The organism is Vibrio minamisatsumaniensis (assembly GCF_050337445.1).
GTDB lineage: Bacteria > Pseudomonadota > Gammaproteobacteria > Enterobacterales > Vibrionaceae > Vibrio > Vibrio artabrorum.
Genome location: NZ_JAKJSY010000021.1, coordinates 1 through 19,517, shown reverse-complemented (window position 1 = coordinate 19,517; position 19,517 = coordinate 1). Strand labels below are relative to the sequence as shown.

Genomic DNA, 19,517 nt, shown 5'->3' with positions numbered 1-19,517 from the left:
TTAGAATTCATAACCTGATGAGCAAAAAAGACACCAACTTTGATGACGATTTCGCCCTGTTCAGCGAGGCAGTAAAGGGCGTTAAAAAGTTGCAACAGGATACCATAATCCAGCAGCCAAAAAGAGATGCAAAGCAAAAAGAAATGACTCGAACAACAAGACAAGCCAGTGATAGCGAGTTTTATTTCTCGGACGAGTTCATTCCGCACCTTAGCGAAGAGGGTCCAACGCGTTATTCGCGTGATGATGTCTCTAAATATGAAGTCAAGCGACTACGCCGTGGGGTTTACGTGCCTGACGTCTATCTCGATATGCATGGTATGACACAGCAAGAAGCAAAGCGCGAGCTGGGAGCCATGATCGCTCACTGCGTTAAGGAGAGTGTCGCCTGTGCTTGTGTGCAACACGGTATTGGTAAGCATATTCTTAAACAAAAAGTACCGTTGTGGTTAGCACAGCACCCTGATGTTATGGCTTTTCACCAAGCACCGTTAGAGTTCGGTGGTCATGGTGCGCTGTTGGTACTGCTTGCCGTTCCTGATAAGTAATTCAGGTTTACGAATTCATCCTCATATCAAAAAACAAAAAGGGCATCTCAAACCATTGAGATGCCCTTTTCACGCTGATCTTTCACTTTTAAAAATCGTATCAACCTGAACTATCGATTGATGTTAAAAAGTAACTCACCGGTTTGTTTTTCAAGGTCGAATTCAATACAAGCTAGCCCTGAAGTTGGGAACATAGGTGGAGCCATACCAGTCACAAACTCTGCCGTTAAATAGCCCACAAGAGGTAAATGAGAAACAAATAAAATGGTCTCAAGCTTTTCTACGTCGGCCAGCGCTAGAGTCAAATCGAACACATCACTGGATATACCATAAGGGGTAATATCATCACTGGTTTCGACTTTCTTTCCGGAAAACACCTGAGAGATCTCTAACCACGTTTCTTGTGCCCTTAAATATGGGCTGACAAGCACTTTATCGAACTGATTAAACCCTTGCTCAGCGGCTGCTTGAGCCACAGCAAGAGACGCGATTTTACCGCGCTTTGTTAACGCTCGTTCAGCGTCAGAGTTAGCAAAATGTTCTGCTTCTCCGTGGCGCATTATGAATATTTTCATGTTCAGTCCTGTCTTCGTAACATGTCGAAAGTCGATATATCCCATATCAGCGATACGCTACTTAGCGTTGGTCTCTCCATCCAGAGAAAGCAAAGTCTATATAAATAATTATATCAAGTCACTTGCTAAAGAGTTCGACTTTCTTAACAATCTTGGTAAAAGAAAATAAATCACTGATAAAAATCGATAAAAGTCTGTTGAAGTCGCCAAAAAGCCTTTCATATCCCAAAATATGATTTCTAGGTTTGCACGCCGAATCATCGAGTACATAATTTAAAAACTACCTTATCTGGAGATGCTCCTGTGCATTTAAGCCCCAACGATGAACATCAATACCGTTACCTAACACTAAATAACGGATTACGAGTACTGCTAGTTCACGATCAAAACGCTCAAAAAGCGGCTGCCGCACTCGCAGTGAATGTCGGGCACTTTGATGACCCTTCAGATAGAGAGGGCTTAGCTCATTATTTAGAGCATATGCTCTTTTTGGGAACAGAAAAGTATCCAAAGATCGGGGAATTCCAAAGCTTTATCAGCCAACATGGTGGCAGTAACAATGCTTGGACGGGAACAGAACATACTTGCTTCTTTTTTGATGTTGAATTAAATGCATTTAAAAGCGCACTCGATCGCTTTAGCCAGTTTTTTACTGCTCCCTTGTTCAATGAGGAAGCGTTAGATAAAGAGCGTCAAGCCGTTGATTCAGAATATAAAATGAAACTCAATGACGATTCTCGCCGCTTGTATCAGGTGACCAAAGAGTTAGTGAACCACAATCACCCATTCTCAAAATTTTCTGTCGGTAATATCGATACCTTGGGTGACAGAAACGGTGAGACGATTCGACAAGAGATCTTAGCTTTCCACCAGCAACAGTACTCTGCTGACTTGATGACGCTAACACTGTCTGGCAATCAGTCATTAGATGAGATGCAAAGCTGGGTGGTAAAACGTTTTAGCTCAATTCCCAATCACCACTTACAAGGCAAAAAGGTTGAAGTGCCGATTGTTGGCGAGCTAAGCACGGGTATTCAAGTCCGTGTTGAGCCAATAAAAGAAGTACGAAAACTTATCTTAACCTTCCCGATGCCGAATATGGATGCACACTACGGCATTAAACCCTTGTCGTTCTTTGCCCATCTTTTAGGTTATGAAGGTGAAGGCAGCTTAATGATGCAACTCAAAGAGAAAGGTTGGATTACCTCCCTATCTGCGGGAGGCGGAGCAAGCAGCAGTAACTACCGTGACTTCACCGTCAATTGTTCATTGACGATGAAGGGTTTAACAAAAACCGACAGCATCATCCAAGCCGTCTTCCAATACATCAAGCTCATTGAACAGCAAGGGATTGAAGAGTGGCGCTACTTAGAAAAACGTGCTGTTTTAGAATCCGCATTCCGCTTTCAAGAGCCAGCAAGGCCGCTTGATATCGTCAGTCATCTTGTGATCAACATGCAGCACTACCAAGAACAAGATGTGGTGTATGGCGATTATAAGATGTCGCACTTTGACGAAGAGTTACAACGCTCTTTACTTCCCTACTTATCCGTCGACAATATGCGTGCAACCATCATTGCCCAAGGCTTCGAATATGATATAAAAGCAAAATGGTACTTTACCCCCTACTCTGTCACGCCTTTTAGCCCAGAACAAACCCAATGTTTTACGAGTATCAACCCCGGCTGGAAGTTTGAACTGCCAAGTAAAAACCCGTTTATTTGCTATGATTTAGACCCAAAAGAGCTCGAAGATGACACTCAATACCCACAATTGTTGGAACAGCTCGACGGCTTTAAATTGTGGCACCTGCAAGACCACCAGTTTCGAGTACCCAAAGGTGTCGTGTATATTGCCATCGACAGCCCACATTCGGTATCAAGCCCAAGAAACATCGTTAAGACACGCCTCTGCGTCGAAATGTTCTTAGACTCGCTTGAAAAAGATACGTATCAAGCTGAGATTGCCGGCATGGGTTACAACATGTATACCCATCAGGGCGGTGTTACGCTCACGCTTTCAGGGTTCAGCGAGAAGCAGCCACAACTGCTCAACATGATTATTGAACATTTCCAAGCTCGCGACTTTAGTCCGGCACGCTTCAAAACAATTAAAAATCAGCTGCTCAGAAACTGGAATAACACATCACAAGATCGGCCTATTTCGCAGCTGTTTAATACGATGACTGGAATACTTCAGCCCAATAATCCGCCCTATTCCGTTTTAATTGAAGCATTAGAAACGATAGAGGTGGATGAACTGTCTTCTTTTGTGCAAGCGATTTTGGCCGAACTGCACATAGAAATGTTTGTCTATGGTGACTGGCAAAAAACCGATGCCCACAAGATGGCTGAAAACCTAAAAGATGCGCTGCGTGTTCAAGGCCAAGCCTACGAAGAGTCACTACGCCCATTAATCATGCTTGGCGAAAACGGCAGCTTTCAACGTGAAGTCGCCTGCAATCAAGATGATTCTGCGATTGTGGTCTATTATCAATGTCCCGATACCTTACCTAACAGCATTGCACTATATTCATTAGCCAATCACCTCATGTCGGCGACTTTCTTCCATGAAATACGTACCAAACAACAGCTAGGTTATATGGTTGGGACTGGGAATATGCCACTCAATCGCCATCCCGGTATTGTATTGTACGTGCAGTCACCCAATGCGGCCCCGGTCGACCTACTCGCTTCGATAGATGAATTCCTCAATGCCTTTTACATGGTGTTGTTGGAACTTAATGATTATCAATGGCACAGCAGTAAACGGGGCTTATGGAATCAGATTTCAACCCCAGATACCACATTGCGAGGACGTGCTCAGCGCTTATGGGTGGCGATTGGCAATAAAGACGTCGAATTCAACCAAAGAGAACATGTGCTTGAAGAGCTAAAAGGGCTAACTCGCTCTGATATGATCCGTTTTGTGGTCAACCAGCTCAAACCACGTACGGCGAATCGTCTAATTATGCACGCACAAGGTAACGCTCACGACACTGAAGAAAAATTATCCGTCGGGGTGGAAATTGGCTCTATTGATGAATTTCAATTACGCCCTAAAGACTACGATCTTCACGGATAAATGATAAATCGACACTCAATAAAAAGCCCGCATCAATCGTTTGATGCGGGCTTCATCATCAGCGCACTAGAAAGTTACTTGTAGAAAGAGTCATCCAAACCAGCACGCGTTAACAGACCATCACATGGCGCAAAACGATCACCGTATTTCTTCGCGAAGTCGTTCATCATCTCAACCAGAGACTTAATACCAATTTGATCCATATAGCGGAACGGGCCACCTAAAAATGGCGGGAAACCAATACCGAAAATCGCACCGATATCACCATCACGAGGGCTGCGAATAATACCGTCATCAAGACAACGGACCGCTTCATTCAGCATGGGTAACACACAACGCAGAGCAATGTCGTTATCGCTCAACTTAGGTTCCGGTTGCAGCTTAAGCAGCTTGTAAACTGACTTATCGACTTCCTTCTTTTTACCCTTGTAAGTATAGAAACCTTTACCACTCTTACGGCCTTTACGGTTGTCATTCAAAAGAACGTCGAACACATCTGGGCCTTGGAAACGGTTGCCAAGCTCATTGACTAAAATCGGAATGATCTTCGCACCAATATCAACCCCCACTTCATCGAGCAAGGTGATCGGGCCGACTGGAAAACCGAAGTCCAATAATGCGCTATCAAGTTTTTCAATCGGCTCATTCGCCAATAACAGATGCGCCGCTTCGTTCATGTACGGCGCAAGAATACGGTTCACATAGAAGCCAGCCGTATCTTTAACAACAATTGGGGTTTTACCTTGCTTCTTCGCTAATGCAACCACTGTCGAAATCGTCTCTTCTGACGTTGTTTCATGAGGAATAACTTCAACCAGCGGCATTTTTTCGGCAGGGCTGAAGTAATGCAGGCCAACCACATTTTCTGGTCGCAGCGCCTTCTCTGCAATCTTATGGATTGGCAAAGAAGACGTATTAGTCGCAAAGATTGTCTCTGGCTTGGCATTGGCTTCAATGTCCGCAACCATTGATTGCTTAAGCTCAAGATCTTCAAACACGGCTTCAATCACCACGTCGGTGTGGTTAAAGCTGGTAAAGTCGATACCACCAGCCAACTGAAGCATCTTACTTTCAAGACCCGCTCTACTCAAAATTCGACGTTTACGCTGCTTATCGAACAACTGATAGTTGTAGTTAAGCGCATTAAGCACACCTTCATTTGATACATCTTTAATGCGCACTGGCACTTTCGCTTTTGCCACACTCACATGACTAATACCTGCACCCATTAGACCGCCGCCTAGCACACCAATACGTTTCACCGCTTTCGGTTCTGCGTCTGCACCGTGTTCTTTTTTCATTTCCGTGGTTGCAAAGAAAATCGAACGCAGGGCTTTGGATTCAGCAGTCATCACCAGTTCCGAGAAACGCTTCGCTTCATAGTGAAGGCCTTTATCAAAGCCATTCTCCAGGCCATAACGAATCACATCAAGGATCGCATCTGCTGCTGGGTAATTGCCGCGAGTTTTCTGATTCGTCTTCTTAGAAGCTTGTTCAAAAATCACTTTGCGCCCCAACCCAGTACGTGAAATCAGTTTTTCTTTGGCTGAAGCCCGTTTTTTAGACGCAAGACGCTTACCTTTTTTGCCACCTGAATTCTTTTCAACATAGCTTTTAGCGACTTCAAGCAAGATGGTTTCAGGTACACAAGCATCCACAACCCCAAGTGATTTTGCTTTCTTAGCACGCAGTTGTTTACCCGTTAAAATAAGATCGAGTGATGGCAGCAAACCAATTAGACGAGGAAGGCGCTGTGTGCCACCAGAGCCAGGCAATAAACCTAACTGAACTTCTGGCAGGCCAAGACGGGTTTGGTCTGAATCGGTACATACCCGGTAATCGCACGCAAGAGCCAGTTCTAACCCGCCGCCTAAACATGGACCATGTATTGCTGCGACGACAGGGTACGGAAGATCTGAAAGTGTTTGAAACATCTCCTGCCCTTGGCGAGCTAAAGACTGTGCTTCATCAGCCGTTTTACACGCATCCAGCATTCGTACATCCGCACCCGCGATAAAGTTATCTGGCTTGAGAGAATGAACGATTAAACCCTTAATTCGGCTCTGCTTTTCTTTGAGTTGCTCGAAGATGGCTTTCATTTCTTCAGCAAAAGCCGCTTGCAGCGTGTTCATTTTCTCGTTTGGCACATCGATCGCAAGCCATGCAATGTCTTGTTCATCGATATTAAGAGAGAACGCTGTCGCTTTATTTTTGGTTGATTCAGTCGCAGACGTTGAATCGGGTTGAGCGACGATTTCTTTTTCTGTTGTTGCATCAAGAGTCGTAGACATTATTCCACCTCCAAGATCATTGCTGCACCTAAACCACCAGCCGCACACGCCGTGTTCAGTGCCAAGCCGCCACCGCGACGTTTCAGTTCACGCAGTGTTTGAGTCATCATTCGCGCCCCTGTCGCTGCAAACGGGTGTCCATAAGCAATGGAACTACCCAGCACGTTGAACTTCTCCATATCAATCTCACCAATCGCTTTGTCGCGGCCAAGATTCTTCTGAGCAAACTCATCGCTGGCGAACATTTTAACGTTAGCCAACACTTGTGCTGCAAATGCTTCGTGCATCTCAATCAAGGTTAGATCAGATAACTCTAGACCGGTGTTCTTTAGCACTTGAGCGGTCGCGTACGTTGGCCCCATCAACATATCCGTTTCAACACCAATTGCTGAGAACGCATAACCACGAATATAGCCAAGCACTTCTAAGCCTAGCTCCTTCGCTTTACCTTCGCGCATCAACATCACCGCCGCACCACCATCAGTCAGCGGCGTAGCATTGGCAGCGGTTACACTGCCGTACTTTCTATCAAAAGCAGGACGCAGCTTAGCGTAGCCTTCAACCGTTGAGTCATGGCGAATATTGTTGTCTTCCGCGAGGTAGTTTTTATAAGGCGCAGGGAATGCCGTCATCACTTCGTCTTGAATCTTGCCTTCTTTCCATGCTTGAGAAGCCAACGAGTGAGAACGGTGAGCCAGTGCATCTTGAGCTTCGCGAGTAATACCATGGGTCTTAGCCATCTGCTCGGCCGTTTGTCCCATGGATAGGCCTGTCGAGTATTCGGCTACCGCCGGTGGTACTGGCATCAGATCTTTAACTGAAAGTGTTTTAAGAATCTTCAGCTTTTGACCTAGCGTTTTCGTTTTGCTTAACGCCAATAGGTTTGCCGCGAGCTTCTTCGAAACACCAATTGGCAATACAGAAGAAGAATCCGCACCACCCGCAATACCGACATCAATCGTGCCTGCCATTATACTTTCGGTCACGTTAACAGCAGCTTGAAAACTCGTTGCACAAGCACGCGTCACACTGTAAGCATCGGTATTAATATCCATGCCGGTACCAAGCACAATTTCACGTGCAATATTCGGTGCCTCCGGCATCTGCACCACTTGACCGAACACAACTTGTTCAATGAGTGCAGGATCAACATCCGTTCGGGCAAGCATCTCGCTCACAACCATTTTGCCGAGGTCAACAGCGGGCACTTGACTAAATTCTGTGCTCTGACGAGCGAATGGGGTTCGTAATCCAGCGACAACGGCGACACGTTCTCCGGAACGTGTTTTGACTTCCTGTTTGCCCATGGTTTCTCCTTTGAGTTAAGAGGTCTGACCTGAGGTATTGTAAAGAAGTTGTTAATTAAATCAAACAAGCGTTTAAATAAACGTGATACGAGTATCTCACTGTTTAAAAATATAACTGCACATTCAGGCGAACCTTTTTTGGGGAAAGGTTGTCGTAAGAGACTAAACTATTGTAAGCCAAAACTGTTATCGCAATATAGGGAATGGTTTCTTGAGGCAAAAAAAAACCACACGAAGTTGTGTGGTCGGAATGTATATAAAGCAATTAACTTAACGCCAATTGAAATAATCAGTTTCCTGATTAGGAGAAAGTAAAGTCAGCCTTCAAAAGGAAGTGTCGTCTTGCTCAACATGCTAGTCACGAATGACTAACTAGACGACAAGATGTACTATAACTTGTTCGAGGCCTTAAATTTTGAAGTAGATCAATTTTAATGTGATTTTACGATTTCCTGCCGGGCGTTAACTCTAAAAAATATAAAAACGAAGCACAACGTATAGAGGGTAACTATGCGCAGAGCAATTATGGAGGCTCGTGTGTCAATAATAAAAATGTTTGGAAAGAAAACAAGCAGGCGTCCGGTCAACTCTGATATGGACAAACAAAGAAAATACGAAGCGCTCGTACGAGCTTATCATCGTGACCTCTTTCGCTACGCCTATTGGTTGTGCAAAGACAAAAGCATCGCCGAAGATTTAGTACAGGAGACTTGCCTTCGCGCATGGAAGTCACTCGATAGCCTACAAGATGAAAAAGCCGCTAAGTCTTGGCTAATTACCATCTTGAGACGCGAGAATGCTCGACGCTTTGAACGCAAACAATTTGATCTGGTCGATATCGACGATCACAGTAACGATGCTAGTGTCAGTGATGACCCACACCATCAGCACCAATGGTTGCAAGTACAGATCATGAAACTCGAAGTCGATTATCGTGAACCTCTCTTCTTGCAAGTGATTGGGGGATTTAGTGGTGATGAGATCGCCGATATTCTCGATCTCAACAAAAACACGGTAATGACACGTTTATTCAGAGCTCGAAACCAGTTGAAAGAGAAGTTGGATAGAGAAGAGGCAGAGAGGGGGCAACATAATGGATGATTTGGAATTTCGTCGTCGTGTATTGTCGGAACCTAAACAACGCACACCAGATATCATTGATGCGGCAGCAAACAGTCAAACCAATAGTCACTTCTTAGACGACGTACTATCACTTGATAAACAGATCCACTCTGCGATGAATGTGGATGTACCAGACGATCTCGCTGATCGTATTCTGTTCAATCAACCCTCCAGTGAAGAAAGCAATGTCGTAAGACCGACTTTTGCTCGACGAGCAATAGCGATGGCCGCGTCTGTAGCATTCGTTGCCGGTTTATTGGTTGGCCAAATTAACTGGAAGAGTGCACTCGTGTCACCCGCCCAAGCAAGCTTGGCAGATACAGCAATCAAACATGTTATTGATGAAAATAGCTTTGTGAATGTACTGGATGAACAAGTCACATCACAGCAAATCAATGCCAAGATGAACCCATTTTCATTTCAGTTTGATGAAGATTTTCCCTATCACGTTTATTACCTAAACCATTGTGGTTTCGGAAAGTCCAACGCAATTCACATGGTTTTCCAAGGTGAAAAAGGCAAAGTAACACTGTTTTTAACCGGGATTCCAACAGAAAAATCCCTCGACTTTGATGAAAAAGGCATGTCTGGTTCAATAACCCCCATCGATGGCAGCAGTCTCATCCTTGTCGGAGAAAAGGGCGAAGACGTGACTAAGATCGCCGAAAAGCTGACAAAAATGATTAAACCAATGAGCTAATGTGCTCTCAAAACCCCGTCATAAAAGGCCCAGCGATTATATTCTTGATATCGCTGGGCTTTGTGTATCAATAAACCGAAAATCATTCACCAACCCAATAGCTTTAGAGTTAAAACTCTAAAAAACAGCATTTATCACCATTTTCGTGCCAGATAGACGTCATTTCCATAATTTTCCACTCAAAATCTCCAATGGTCGGATTTGTATATCGTATACTTGCGAATAGGATCAGCCACCATTGAGCAATTGCTCAAATTAATCGCCCTGTAGAGGCGGATATATAAAGGAATAAATGAATGACTACCAACAACACGCGTCTGTTTAAAAAGTCTCTTTTAGCAGTAACAATCACACTGGCATCTTCGCAAGCGATGGCAGCCGGTTTCCAACTTAACGCACAATCAGCAACGGGCATCGGCCGTGCTTTCGCTGGTGATGCCGTCATCGCAGATAACGCGTCAGTAATGGCACGTAACCCAGCGGCAATGGCACTGTTTGACAAAACGGAGCTTTCTCTTGGTTTTGAAAGCATCACTTCTATGATCGAAGTTAAAGATGCAAAATATTACCCAGGTGGGGTTACTGCAAACCCTAATGCACCTTCAGCTAATTATGATGATGCAGGTGATACTTCTATCGCACCAAATATTCACTTAATTGTACCGATTAACGATAAGTTTGCTTTGGGTGTAAATGCATATTCAAACTTTGGTACTAAAACTGAATTTTCTTCTGATTACGCAGGAAATGAGTTTGGTGGCCTAACAGATGTAAAAAGTGTTAACTTTGGTCTTGCTGGCTCATACCGTCTGAATGAGCAGTGGAGCTTCGGTGCTGGCCTGGATTTAATTTATGGTCAAGGTAAGCTTCAACGACCAAATCCACTAGGAATGCCAGGAGATGCATTAAATGTTGATGCAGATGGATGGGCTCTAGGCTTTAACGTAGGTACTGTATTTGAGTTAGATAAAAACAACCGTTTCGGTTTAGCTTATCACTACTCTCCTGAACTAGAAGCTAAAGGCGATATTAGCTACACGGGCAAAGAATACAAGAATGACACTCTGTTAATGCCACTGCCTGACCTATTAGAGTTTTCTGGTTACCACCGTATTGAAGACACCAAGTTTGCAGTGCACTATTCAGTTCAATGGATAGGTTGGAGCTCATTTGATAAACTAGAAGCTAAAAATGCCGGTGTACTAAATGACTACGAATGGCAAAACGGTATGCATTACGCTCTTGGTACAACCTATTACATGAATAAAGATTGGACGCTTCGTGCTGGTTACATGTACGACACAAGCGCTCAAGATAAAGTCACTTCAATTTCAGTGCCAGATTCTGATCGTCAGTGGTTCTCAGCAGGTTTCACGTACCATATCGACACAGCGTCAAATGTAGATTTTGGTTTCACGTACCTACTGGGTGATAATGTTGATGTGAACGAATCAACCGAGTTAGGCCCAATAACAGTTTCATCTATTGCTGGTACGACACACGCTGATGCAATTTTAGTGGGTCTACAGTACAGCCGTAGCTTCTAATATAAGCTAAGTTATCAATCCCAAAGGGTCGCTTGATGCGACCCTTTTTTATTGCCTAAATCACTGACCAACATCAATTTTGGCTTACAGCTGTAGCCTCGAAGGGTAAATTATGACTACAAGTGTACGCTCAAACTTCACAACACAACCGAAACATTCAGATGATTTCTCTAGTAATTAACCAAATTTACTCATTTAATCCCTAAAACACCATTTTACTCGAATTACATTTTTAAAGTAATGACTCTAAACGTAGAATCACGCCACTAAACACTTATGATTCAGCGAACATAACAATGAAAATGAATAAAACTCTTCTATGTGCTGCAGTGGCAGCAGGACTATTTTCGGTATCTTCCGGAACTTACGCCGCTGGTTTTCAACTAGCCGAATACTCAGCAACAGGCCTAGGACGTGCATACGCAGGTGAAGCGGCAATGGCTGACGGTGCAGACGCACAATGGCGTAACCCTGCAATGCTGACTTACCTAGAAGGTACTCAGGTTTCGGTTGGTGCTATCTATGTTGATCCAAACATCGACATCGACGGTACTTCTACGTCTATGATGGGATCTACTCCATCAAATTCTAGCGATTTTGCCCACAGTGCAGTCATTCCAAACTTTTATGTTTCTCATAAGTACAACGACAAGTTTGCATTGGGCTTTGCTGCGGGTACGAACTACGGTATGGAAACAGACCTAGGTAAAGACTTCGGTGGCGCAAACCACGGTAACGAAGCAAAAGTGACCACAATGGAGCTTAACCTAAATGCTGCTTACCAAGTTCTAGACAGCGTATCTATTGGTGGTGGCCTTCGCTACGTAATGGCTGATGGTCACTTCGGTGCGGCATCAACGGCGAACTCTCTAGCTCCTTTACCTGTAGGCACTGCTTTAAAATACATGGAAGGCGATGATACGGCATGGGGTTGGCAAGTTGGTACGGCTTGGCAGATCAACGAGAATAACCGCCTAGGCTTTACCTATAAATCTGAAGTCGATTTAACTCTTGAAGGTCATGCGAAAGGGTTTGCTTTCAATATGGCAAATCCTAATGCGCACAAACCTGGTTCCATGGATCTTGCACTTCCTGCGAGCGCAGAACTTGCTAGCTTCCACCAACTCACTGACAAAGTTGCGGTTCACGCGAGCATCAACTGGACAAACTGGAGCAGTTTTAAAGAGCTTGTTGCTGATTTCCCGGGTGAAAACAGCGTAGACATCAAACAAGAAAACTGGGAAGACAACTACCGTTTTGCCATTGGTACCACTTACCAAATGACACCTAAACTGGCTCTACGCTCTGGTATCGCATATGATACTTCAGCAGTAAGTGAAGAGCATCGTACAGCGACGATTCCAGAAACAGATCGTACTTGGTTAAGTATTGGTGCCGGCTACCAATGGTCTGAGCAACTGACTCTAGATGCAGGCTTTACTTACATCCTAGCGAAAGACGCTAAGATGCATGAAAAAGTTCCAGCCGCTGATTTATTTGGTGGCAGCTTCGAAGGCGAGGCAACAGGGAGCATCTGGCTAGTGGGTATCCAAGCGAACTACCGTTTCTAAACTGTTTACTGACTCAAACTAACAAACATTAAAAAGGCTCGATGTTGTTTTCAACATCGAGCCTTTCTTTTATCGATTTTCTAGTAATCTTCTAGGTATCCGTCAATGAGGTCTTCTTCTTCAAGATCAACGTCTTCAGGAGCGATCTCGGCTTTAAAGTCACGACGTTGAAGGTAAACATCTCGTGTTAACGCATATGGGTCCGGAGAGTCTTCCAATAGTGACTCCTGAGGTACGTACCGAGCTCGTTTCTCCATACCTTCAAACGCCCACTTACCTACACTCGCCCAAAAATTCAAAAAGGATAAAGGAACATACAAGCTATCCACTTGCTCGGCCACTTGACGAGTGGTAATCGGCCCATAACCCGGCACCATGAAGTACGGTCCATTCCCAACTCCGTAATGGCCAATCGCATCAGCAAACGATTTTTCGTCATACTTGGTGATACCCGCTTCGCTAGCAATATCAATTAACCCTAAAAGACCAAACGTAGAGTTCAACCAAAAACGGTTAAAATGGTCGAGTGCTTTTTCGCCATTGCCCATCATTAGGTTGTTCACGATGCTCGATGGTTCATCTAGGTTAGCTAAAAAGTTGGAGATACCAGAACGAACAGGTACCGGTGTATAGTCAGCATAAGCAAGAGACACAGGGCGAACCAAATAAGGATCTAAATACTCATAGTTGATGTCCCACATCGCTCGGTTGAAACTTTCAAAAGGATCGCTAGGATGGGACTCTTTGACGTATTCAGACGCTGCAACGTTCCCTTCACTCTGGCTCTCTTCTGGTGCGCTAGAACAGCCCACCATAAAGCTTGCGATAACGAGTAACCCCGAAAGTCTTAAAACACGGATAGACATAGCACCTTTTCCATAAGGAATAACAATACCAATCGCAGTAAGCCACGGCTCACCCTCGCTTGGTATAATAATAAGAGAGGCCAGCAATCGCTGACCTCAATTGTTTGCATAAGTCTATACCGTTTGTCGCTAAATCGGAATAGTTAACACTTATGCAAAGTCATGATCAATATTGTTTATTGATGTCAATGGTAACGGGTGACCCCAGTTCAACCACGTCACTCTCACCATACCAATCACCCTCTCGGGTTGAAACGTTACCGTCACTATCAAGCCTAGCTCTAACCATCAAAGTTTCAAGGCTAGACAATTTCTGTCCTTCCATCATGCTATTGCCATCATCCAGTACAACAGTCCGAGGGAAAGTCCCCAGCGGATAACGCGCTGCAGCTACCGGCATTGGCGAACCATCGGCTCTGTGGACGGAGACAACCAGTACCGACTTAGGATCGACATTAATGTCGCTTGCCAGCTCAAGGGTGACTGCCACACTCTTACCTTGAGCGACCCCCATGGTATCCCCCATTTTCTTCTGCGCACTTTCTATACTGCGTGACAACATCTCATAGCGACTGTCTTGTGGACCAATCATCTGCTGCATGATGCTCCAATATTTAACAGCACTTGGGTAATCTTGACGTTCGAATGCATCGAACGCGAGCAGTGAAAATACACGTAAGTCGACGTAGTCGTTTTGAATCAAACGACTCAAAATCAAACGCGCTTGGTTTTGATCCGCTTCATCAGGCGAAAGCATCAGTGCTTGAGCAAAACCTAGCTGAACATCTTGATTATTAGGCTCAAGCTTGTACGCACGCTCCATCGAATCTTTGGCGGTTTCAGCATCGCGATTGGCAAGAGCAATTCGTCCAAGCAGCAACCAACCGGTTGAATCTTGCGGTTGGTAATGAAGACGCGTGCGCAGTGCCAACGTCAAATCTTCCAATTCATCATCCGTTAGCGCACCACCTTCTGATGACATAAGCTTTTTAGACAACTCAGGAAGGTTTGAAGTCACATCTTGCCAGTGTTGCACTTTATCCAATGCGCCAAACTTAAAGTACATTCCATAAGTCACGACCAGAACAAGAATAACGGAAGGTACCACGACAGAAACGGTAGAAATGGGGGCTTGCTTGACCTCTTTCTGCTCCGGGACATCATCAAGTAAAGATTGCTTGAGATCAGCGATCAGCTCTTGTTGGTTATCAACAAGGCCTTCTTCAGCTTCAACTTCCAGCTCAACTAAACGATCTTTATAGAACGCTTTATTCAACTCGTCACGAAGCCTTTGATCGTCGTTTGCTTTCTTATTAATGAAAGGCAAAACAATCAGTAAAATCGCCGCTAACGAAAGGATAATGGTAGAAATCCAAAATAGAGTCATTACTGTTTATCTCCGTCGTTCTCTTCGTCGAGTAACGCTTTTAAACGTGCTTCTTTGTTTGCATCCCAGTCTTTGTCTGACTCTACTGCTTTTGACTTTCTGCTTCGTAAAATGATCAGACCAAATCCAAACACAACCACCGCAAACGGACCAAGCCAAAGGATTGATGTGGCTAATGTCAACGGCGGATTGTAGGTCACAAAATTACCGTAACGAGCAATCATGTAATCAATAATGTCTTGCTTTGATTTGCCGTCTTTTGTCATCTCATACACTTTTTGGCGCAAATCGACCGCTAACTCAGCATTCGAATCTGCGATTGTGTTGTTCTGACATTTAGGACAACGAAGTGTGTGGCTCAACTCTTTGAACTGCTGTTCTTGATCAACGTTATCAAATTCATGAAATTCGATAGGCGTAGCCGAAACCGATGCAGAAATGGCCAACGTCGTGAACAGAGCAATCAGTACCTTTTTGATCATTTCGCTTCCTCCAACAACTTTTGGTACATCGGTTCAAGCGTTGCTGCCCAATTCGTTGGATTCACGTCACCCACATGGCGATAACGAATCACACCGTTCGCATCAATTAAGAACGTCTCAGGTGCGCCATACACACCGAGATCAAGCCCTAGCATGCCGTTACCGTCAAACAAACTAATAAGATAAGGGTTACCCAACTCGTTTAACCAATTGATTGCTTTATTGCGATCATCTTTGTAGTTAAGGCCAATAATTTTAACGCCTTGATCTGCGAGCTTATTCAAATAGGAATGCTCTGCATAACAAGTCGGGCACCAAGTCGCCCAAACATTAAGAAGCAATGGCTCACCTTTAAAGATCGCTTGATCATGAAACTTACCAGGTTGCTCCAAATCTTCCAGACCGAACTTGGGAACAGGCTTACCAATCAATACGGATTCAAGCTTAGTCGGGTCGTCGCCCGACTGGTTGCGCATCAATTGCGTTGCAAAGATTCCAGCGAGAACCATAAACGCAATCAAAGGAATGAATAAAATCTTTTTGTTCATTCGAATTAAGCCTCCTGCTCTTGAGCCGACTTTTTCGTTGGCTTACGGAAACGGTAACGACGATCACTCATCGCGATAACACCACCAATCGACATAATCAATGAGCCCGCCCAGATCCATCGTACAAATGGTTTGTAATAAACACGTACTGCCCAAGATTTGTTGTCGTCTAAACGCTCACCCATTGCGATGTATAGATCACGAGTTACGCCACGGTCAATCGCCGCTTCAGTCATCATAGACTTAGCGGTGGTATAGAAACGTTTTTCAGCATGAAGCGTGTTGATGTATTTGCCGTCTTTGGTAATGTCAAAGTCAGCAATGTAACCATCGTAATTAGGACCATCTTTGTCACGAACACCTGTAAATAGGAAACTGTACTCTTCAAGTTGGTAGCTTTCACCTGGCGCCAGACGTACATCGCGTTCGATGCTGTAGTTTTGCACCATCGCGATACCAATCACAGTCACCGCTAAACCAATGTGACCACACATCATTGCCCAGTGACTACGAGGCAGCTTAGTGAGCCCCTTCAGGAAGGTATGACGGTGAGTCGCACGCTCATGCAGTTCAAAACCATGCATGAAGATGATCCAGAATGACATCACCCACCCAGCGAAAGCAGTACCACTGAAGCGATCTGCCAGCAGTGTCACCATTAGCGCGCTTAAACCTAGCGAGAAAGTGCCCGAAATGATCATTGGCTTAATCAACTTAGACAAGTTGTCGCGTTTCCAACGGATCAGTGGACCGATACCCAGTAGGAAAGAGAACGGGATCATGAGCCAGAAGAACAACATATCAAAGAATGGTGCACCGATAGATACCGAGCCCAAGCCTAACTGTTTGTGAACTAATGGCAGTAGCGTACCGACTAATACAACGACAAGCGCTGCAATCAATAAGATGTTGTTACCAAGCAGTGCGTTTTCACGAGAAACCAAATCAAAGTTTCCACGAACACGAACTGATGCACCTTTCACTGCAAACAACAGCAGTGAACCACCGATTACAAACACCAAGAAACCCAGAATAAACATACCGCGAGCAGGATCCGATGCAAATGCGTGAACCGATACTAAGATGCCCGAACGAACTAAGAATGTACCGAGTAAGCTCAGTGAGAATGCCGAAATAGCCAGCAATACTGTCCAAGCTTTAAACGTGCCTCGTTTTTCGGTTACTGCTAATGAGTGCATCAGTGCAGTACCCGCTAACCAAGGCATGAAAGAAGCGTTTTCTACAGGATCCCAGAACCACCAGCCACCCCAGCCAAGTTCGTAGTAAGCCCACCATGAACCCAGTGCAATACCTACTGTTAGAAATAACCAAGCCGCAATAGTCCAAGGACGAGACCAACGAGCCCACGCCGTATCTAAACGGCCGGTCATTAGAGAAGCAATGGCGAAAGAGAACGCGACAGAGAAACCAACGTAACCCATGTAAAGCATAGGCGGGTGAATAATCAAACCCGGATCTTGCAACAACGGGTTCAAGTCACGGCCATCGACTGGAAAGTAAGGCAATGTACGTAGAAACGGGTTAGACGTGATGATAATGAACAGTAAAAAGCCGACCGTAATCAAACCCATGATTGCCAATACTCGAGCCACAGACTCTTGAGGCATGCCACGGCTAAAGGTCGCGACCGCGACCGTCCAACCGGCTTGGATAAGAACCCAAAGCAGCAATGAACCTTCATGAGCGCCCCAAACCGCCGTAATGCGATAGTACCAAGGAAGCTGGCTATTCGAATTACTGGCTACGTATTGAATCGTAAAATCATTCGTGTAAAACGCGTAACACAAAATAAAGAACGAAATGGCTAAGAATCCGAACATGCCCCACGACAATGGACGTGCGCTGTTCATCAATAATGTGTTGTTTCGAGCGGCCCCATACAATGGGAGCACACTGAGTAGCAATGCTAATCCCAAGGATAGGATCATCGCAAAATGGCCGAACTCGGCTATCATTGAGCATTTCCTTCTTTTTGTTCAGTCGTGTATTGCAAAGGCTCATGGGTTTTCTTCATTGCTTCCGCAATTTCAGCTGGCATGTACTCTTCATCGTGCTTTGCCAACACCTCAAACGCTTCTATTGTTGTGGCATCTTTAAGAACGCCCTGAGCAACAATACCTTGGCCTTCACGGAAAAGATCAGGAAGGATACCATCGTATAAGATGGTCACCTTAGGGCCAACATCAGCTAAATCGAAGCTGACACGCAGTGATTCGTTGTCACGTTTGACAGAACCGACGACGACCATACCACCAATACGTAAGCGTTGACCGACTTCAGGCTTTTTACCGTCTTTGCCATTCACCAGCTCAGTAGGTGTATAGAACAGATCCATATTCTGATTAAGTGCGTAAACCATTAATCCAACCGTCGCACTGATACCAAAAAAGATCGCTAAGACAATACCTAGCCTCTTTTTGCGCCTCGGGTTCATAGCGTGTTCTCCATATTTTTTGCTGCATCAATACGAGCTTGACGATCAATCTTAGCTTGTACTTCATTCAGTAATTGCTTACCACGACGAACGCTTACGACCACTAAAATGATCATCGTGAGGAATGTGATTCCAAATGCACTCCATACATATGAGGCATAGCCTCCCATGGCAAAGAAATCACTTAAAGATTCAAAATACATAATATAATTACCTACCCTACTACGCTTTTTCAGCCGCAAGCTTGCGAACCCATGGACGGTGACTTTCTTTGTTAATAATTTCGTTTCTAAAACGAACCATAGTCACAGCACCAAAGAAAAAGGCGAAGCCAAAGATATTAAGAAGAAGCGGCCATAACATATCACTTGAAATGGATGGCTTATCGAACTTAGTGATCGTCGCACCTTGGTGTAGTGTGTTCCACCACTCTACTGAAAAGTGAATAATCGGTAGGTTGATGACACCAACGATAGCCAAAATGCCTGCCGCTTTGGCTGCTGTTTTTTGGTCGTCAAAAGCGTGGTGCAGTGCAATCACACCCAAGTACAGGAATAGAAGAATCAGCTCTGAGGTTAAACGCGCATCCCAAACCCACCAAGCCCCCCACATTGGCTTCCCCCAAACAGCGCCGGTTAGTAACGCAATGAAGGTAAATACAGCACCAATAGGCGCCATCGCCAACGCAGCCATATCTGATAGCCTTACCTGCCATACCAAGCCGATAAAGGCAGCAATCGCCATCGACATGTAAACGCCCATCGACCAGATTGCAGACGGAACATGGATGTAAATGATTCGAAAACTATCACCTTGTTGGTAATCAGAAGGCGCAAATGCAAGCCCCCACACGGTACCAACGGATAGGCACAATAGCGCTAGGATCGAAAACCATGGCAGAAGTTTACCAGCAAGCTGATAAGAAGTTTCTGCTTTGGCATAGGGATGGAGCCATTTCCACATGTTGTAATCTCACTCTTACTTCATATTGCTTACAGCTATCAAAGCTATAATACAGCTATCAAAGCTATAAT

At 44.8% G+C, this 19,517-nt stretch carries 17 protein-coding genes; 6 read left to right on the top strand and 11 right to left on the bottom strand.

Features of this window, described 5'->3' with window-relative positions; translation table 11 throughout:
• The first annotated feature begins 17 nt into the window (after positions 1–17).
• Positions 18–548, top strand: coding sequence for an endonuclease SmrB (gene smrB, locus L4B77_RS06360; RefSeq protein ID WP_261839199.1), 531 nt, complete (start codon positions 18–20; stop codon positions 546–548).
• A gap of 110 nt (positions 549–658) precedes the next feature.
• Here the strand turns inward: smrB and sixA are convergent, their stop codons facing one another.
• Positions 659–1,123, bottom strand: coding sequence for a phosphohistidine phosphatase SixA (gene sixA, locus L4B77_RS06355; RefSeq protein ID WP_372041238.1), 465 nt, complete (start codon positions 1,121–1,123; stop codon positions 659–661).
• Positions 1,124–1,426: 303 nt separating this feature from the next.
• Here sixA and L4B77_RS06350 point away from each other — a divergent pair, with 303 nt between their 5' ends.
• Complete coding sequence (locus L4B77_RS06350) at positions 1,427–4,207, top strand: insulinase family protein (protein WP_429749233.1); 2,781 nt, start codon at positions 1,427–1,429, stop codon at positions 4,205–4,207.
• A gap of 74 nt (positions 4,208–4,281) precedes the next feature.
• On the opposite strand, the gene fadJ is transcribed toward L4B77_RS06350, so the two are convergent.
• A complete protein-coding gene (fadJ, locus tag L4B77_RS06345) occupies positions 4,282–6,498 on the bottom strand; it encodes a fatty acid oxidation complex subunit alpha FadJ (RefSeq protein WP_429749231.1) in 2,217 nt (738 codons plus the stop codon).
• Entirely contained in the window at positions 6,498–7,805 is a 1,308-nt protein-coding gene (fadI, locus tag L4B77_RS06340) for an acetyl-CoA C-acyltransferase FadI (protein WP_261839195.1), read from the bottom strand. Before fadI ends, fadJ begins: the two co-directional genes overlap by 1 nt.
• Before the next feature lie 552 nt (positions 7,806–8,357).
• On the opposite strand from fadI, the gene L4B77_RS06335 reads away from it, so the two are divergent.
• The 4 genes from L4B77_RS06335 (at position 8,358) to L4B77_RS06320 (ending at position 12,745) form a co-directional block, all read left to right on the top strand.
• Positions 8,358–8,906, top strand: coding sequence for a sigma-70 family RNA polymerase sigma factor (locus L4B77_RS06335; RefSeq protein WP_261839683.1), 549 nt, complete (start codon positions 8,358–8,360; stop codon positions 8,904–8,906).
• Entirely contained in the window at positions 8,899–9,627 is a 729-nt protein-coding gene (locus L4B77_RS06330) for a DUF3379 domain-containing protein (protein WP_429749229.1), read from the top strand. Before L4B77_RS06335 ends, L4B77_RS06330 begins: the two co-directional genes overlap by 8 nt.
• Before the next feature lie 296 nt (positions 9,628–9,923).
• Positions 9,924–11,174 (top strand): outer membrane protein transport protein, encoded by a 1,251-nt coding sequence (locus L4B77_RS06325; protein WP_429749227.1) that lies wholly within the window; start codon positions 9,924–9,926, stop codon positions 11,172–11,174.
• A gap of 296 nt (positions 11,175–11,470) precedes the next feature.
• Positions 11,471–12,745, top strand: coding sequence for an outer membrane protein transport protein (locus L4B77_RS06320; RefSeq protein ID WP_429749225.1), 1,275 nt, complete (start codon positions 11,471–11,473; stop codon positions 12,743–12,745).
• A gap of 80 nt (positions 12,746–12,825) precedes the next feature.
• Here the strand turns inward: L4B77_RS06320 and L4B77_RS06315 are convergent, their stop codons facing one another.
• The 8 genes from L4B77_RS06315 to L4B77_RS06280 all read right to left on the bottom strand — a co-directional run bounded on the left by L4B77_RS06315 (position 12,826) and on the right by L4B77_RS06280 (position 19,446).
• The gene (locus tag L4B77_RS06315) at positions 12,826–13,611 is read right to left on the bottom strand and encodes an MlaA family lipoprotein (RefSeq protein WP_429749223.1); all 786 of its coding nucleotides are present in this window, start codon (positions 13,609–13,611) and stop codon (positions 12,826–12,828) included.
• Positions 13,612–13,777: 166 nt separating this feature from the next.
• Entirely contained in the window at positions 13,778–14,998 is a 1,221-nt protein-coding gene (gene ccmI, locus L4B77_RS06310; RefSeq protein WP_429749221.1) for a c-type cytochrome biogenesis protein CcmI, read from the bottom strand.
• Positions 14,998–15,480, bottom strand: a complete 483-nt coding sequence (locus L4B77_RS06305) for a cytochrome c-type biogenesis protein (protein ID WP_372041244.1) — start codon at positions 15,478–15,480, stop codon at positions 14,998–15,000. The genes ccmI and L4B77_RS06305 overlap by 1 nt, the downstream gene beginning before the upstream one ends.
• Positions 15,477–16,028, bottom strand: coding sequence for a DsbE family thiol:disulfide interchange protein (locus tag L4B77_RS06300; protein WP_261839188.1), 552 nt, complete (start codon positions 16,026–16,028; stop codon positions 15,477–15,479). The genes L4B77_RS06305 and L4B77_RS06300 overlap by 4 nt, the downstream gene beginning before the upstream one ends.
• A 5-nt stretch (positions 16,029–16,033) precedes the next feature.
• A complete protein-coding gene (locus tag L4B77_RS06295; protein WP_429749218.1) occupies positions 16,034–18,004 on the bottom strand; it encodes a heme lyase CcmF/NrfE family subunit in 1,971 nt (656 codons plus the stop codon).
• Positions 18,001–18,483, bottom strand: a complete 483-nt coding sequence (ccmE, locus tag L4B77_RS06290; RefSeq protein ID WP_261839186.1) for a cytochrome c maturation protein CcmE — start codon at positions 18,481–18,483, stop codon at positions 18,001–18,003. The genes L4B77_RS06295 and ccmE overlap by 4 nt, the downstream gene beginning before the upstream one ends.
• Positions 18,480–18,686 carry a heme exporter protein CcmD gene (gene ccmD / locus L4B77_RS06285; protein WP_261839185.1) on the bottom strand — a complete coding sequence of 69 codons (207 nt, stop codon included), beginning with the start codon at positions 18,684–18,686 and terminating at the stop codon, positions 18,480–18,482. The genes ccmE and ccmD overlap by 4 nt, the downstream gene beginning before the upstream one ends.
• Before the next feature lie 19 nt (positions 18,687–18,705).
• Positions 18,706–19,446, bottom strand: a complete 741-nt coding sequence (locus tag L4B77_RS06280) for a heme ABC transporter permease (RefSeq protein WP_261839184.1) — start codon at positions 19,444–19,446, stop codon at positions 18,706–18,708.
• Positions 19,447–19,517: the final 71 nt, after the last annotated feature.

Coding starts and splice junctions, on each gene's coding strand:
- L4B77_RS06295 (WP_429749218.1), bottom strand. CDS start 18,004: ATGATAGCCGAGTTCGGCCATTTTGCGATGATCCTATCCTTGGGATTA.
- ccmI (WP_429749221.1), bottom strand. CDS start 14,998: ATGACTCTATTTTGGATTTCTACCATTATCCTTTCGTTAGCGGCGATT.
- L4B77_RS06325 (WP_429749227.1), top strand. CDS start 9,924: ATGACTACCAACAACACGCGTCTGTTTAAAAAGTCTCTTTTAGCAGTA.
- L4B77_RS06330 (WP_429749229.1), top strand. CDS start 8,899: ATGGATGATTTGGAATTTCGTCGTCGTGTATTGTCGGAACCTAAACAA.
- L4B77_RS06280 (WP_261839184.1), bottom strand. CDS start 19,446: ATGTGGAAATGGCTCCATCCCTATGCCAAAGCAGAAACTTCTTATCAG.
- sixA (WP_372041238.1), bottom strand. CDS start 1,123: ATGAAAATATTCATAATGCGCCACGGAGAAGCAGAACATTTTGCTAAC.
- ccmE (WP_261839186.1), bottom strand. CDS start 18,483: ATGAACCCGAGGCGCAAAAAGAGGCTAGGTATTGTCTTAGCGATCTTT.
- L4B77_RS06300 (WP_261839188.1), bottom strand. CDS start 16,028: ATGAACAAAAAGATTTTATTCATTCCTTTGATTGCGTTTATGGTTCTC.
- fadI (WP_261839195.1), bottom strand. CDS start 7,805: ATGGGCAAACAGGAAGTCAAAACACGTTCCGGAGAACGTGTCGCCGTT.
- smrB (WP_261839199.1), top strand. CDS start 18: ATGAGCAAAAAAGACACCAACTTTGATGACGATTTCGCCCTGTTCAGC.
- L4B77_RS06315 (WP_429749223.1), bottom strand. CDS start 13,611: ATGTCTATCCGTGTTTTAAGACTTTCGGGGTTACTCGTTATCGCAAGC.
- L4B77_RS06335 (WP_261839683.1), top strand. CDS start 8,358: ATGTTTGGAAAGAAAACAAGCAGGCGTCCGGTCAACTCTGATATGGAC.
- ccmD (WP_261839185.1), bottom strand. CDS start 18,686: ATGTATTTTGAATCTTTAAGTGATTTCTTTGCCATGGGAGGCTATGCC.
- L4B77_RS06320 (WP_429749225.1), top strand. CDS start 11,471: ATGAAAATGAATAAAACTCTTCTATGTGCTGCAGTGGCAGCAGGACTA.
- fadJ (WP_429749231.1), bottom strand. CDS start 6,498: ATGTCTACGACTCTTGATGCAACAACAGAAAAAGAAATCGTCGCTCAA.
- L4B77_RS06305 (WP_372041244.1), bottom strand. CDS start 15,480: ATGATCAAAAAGGTACTGATTGCTCTGTTCACGACGTTGGCCATTTCT.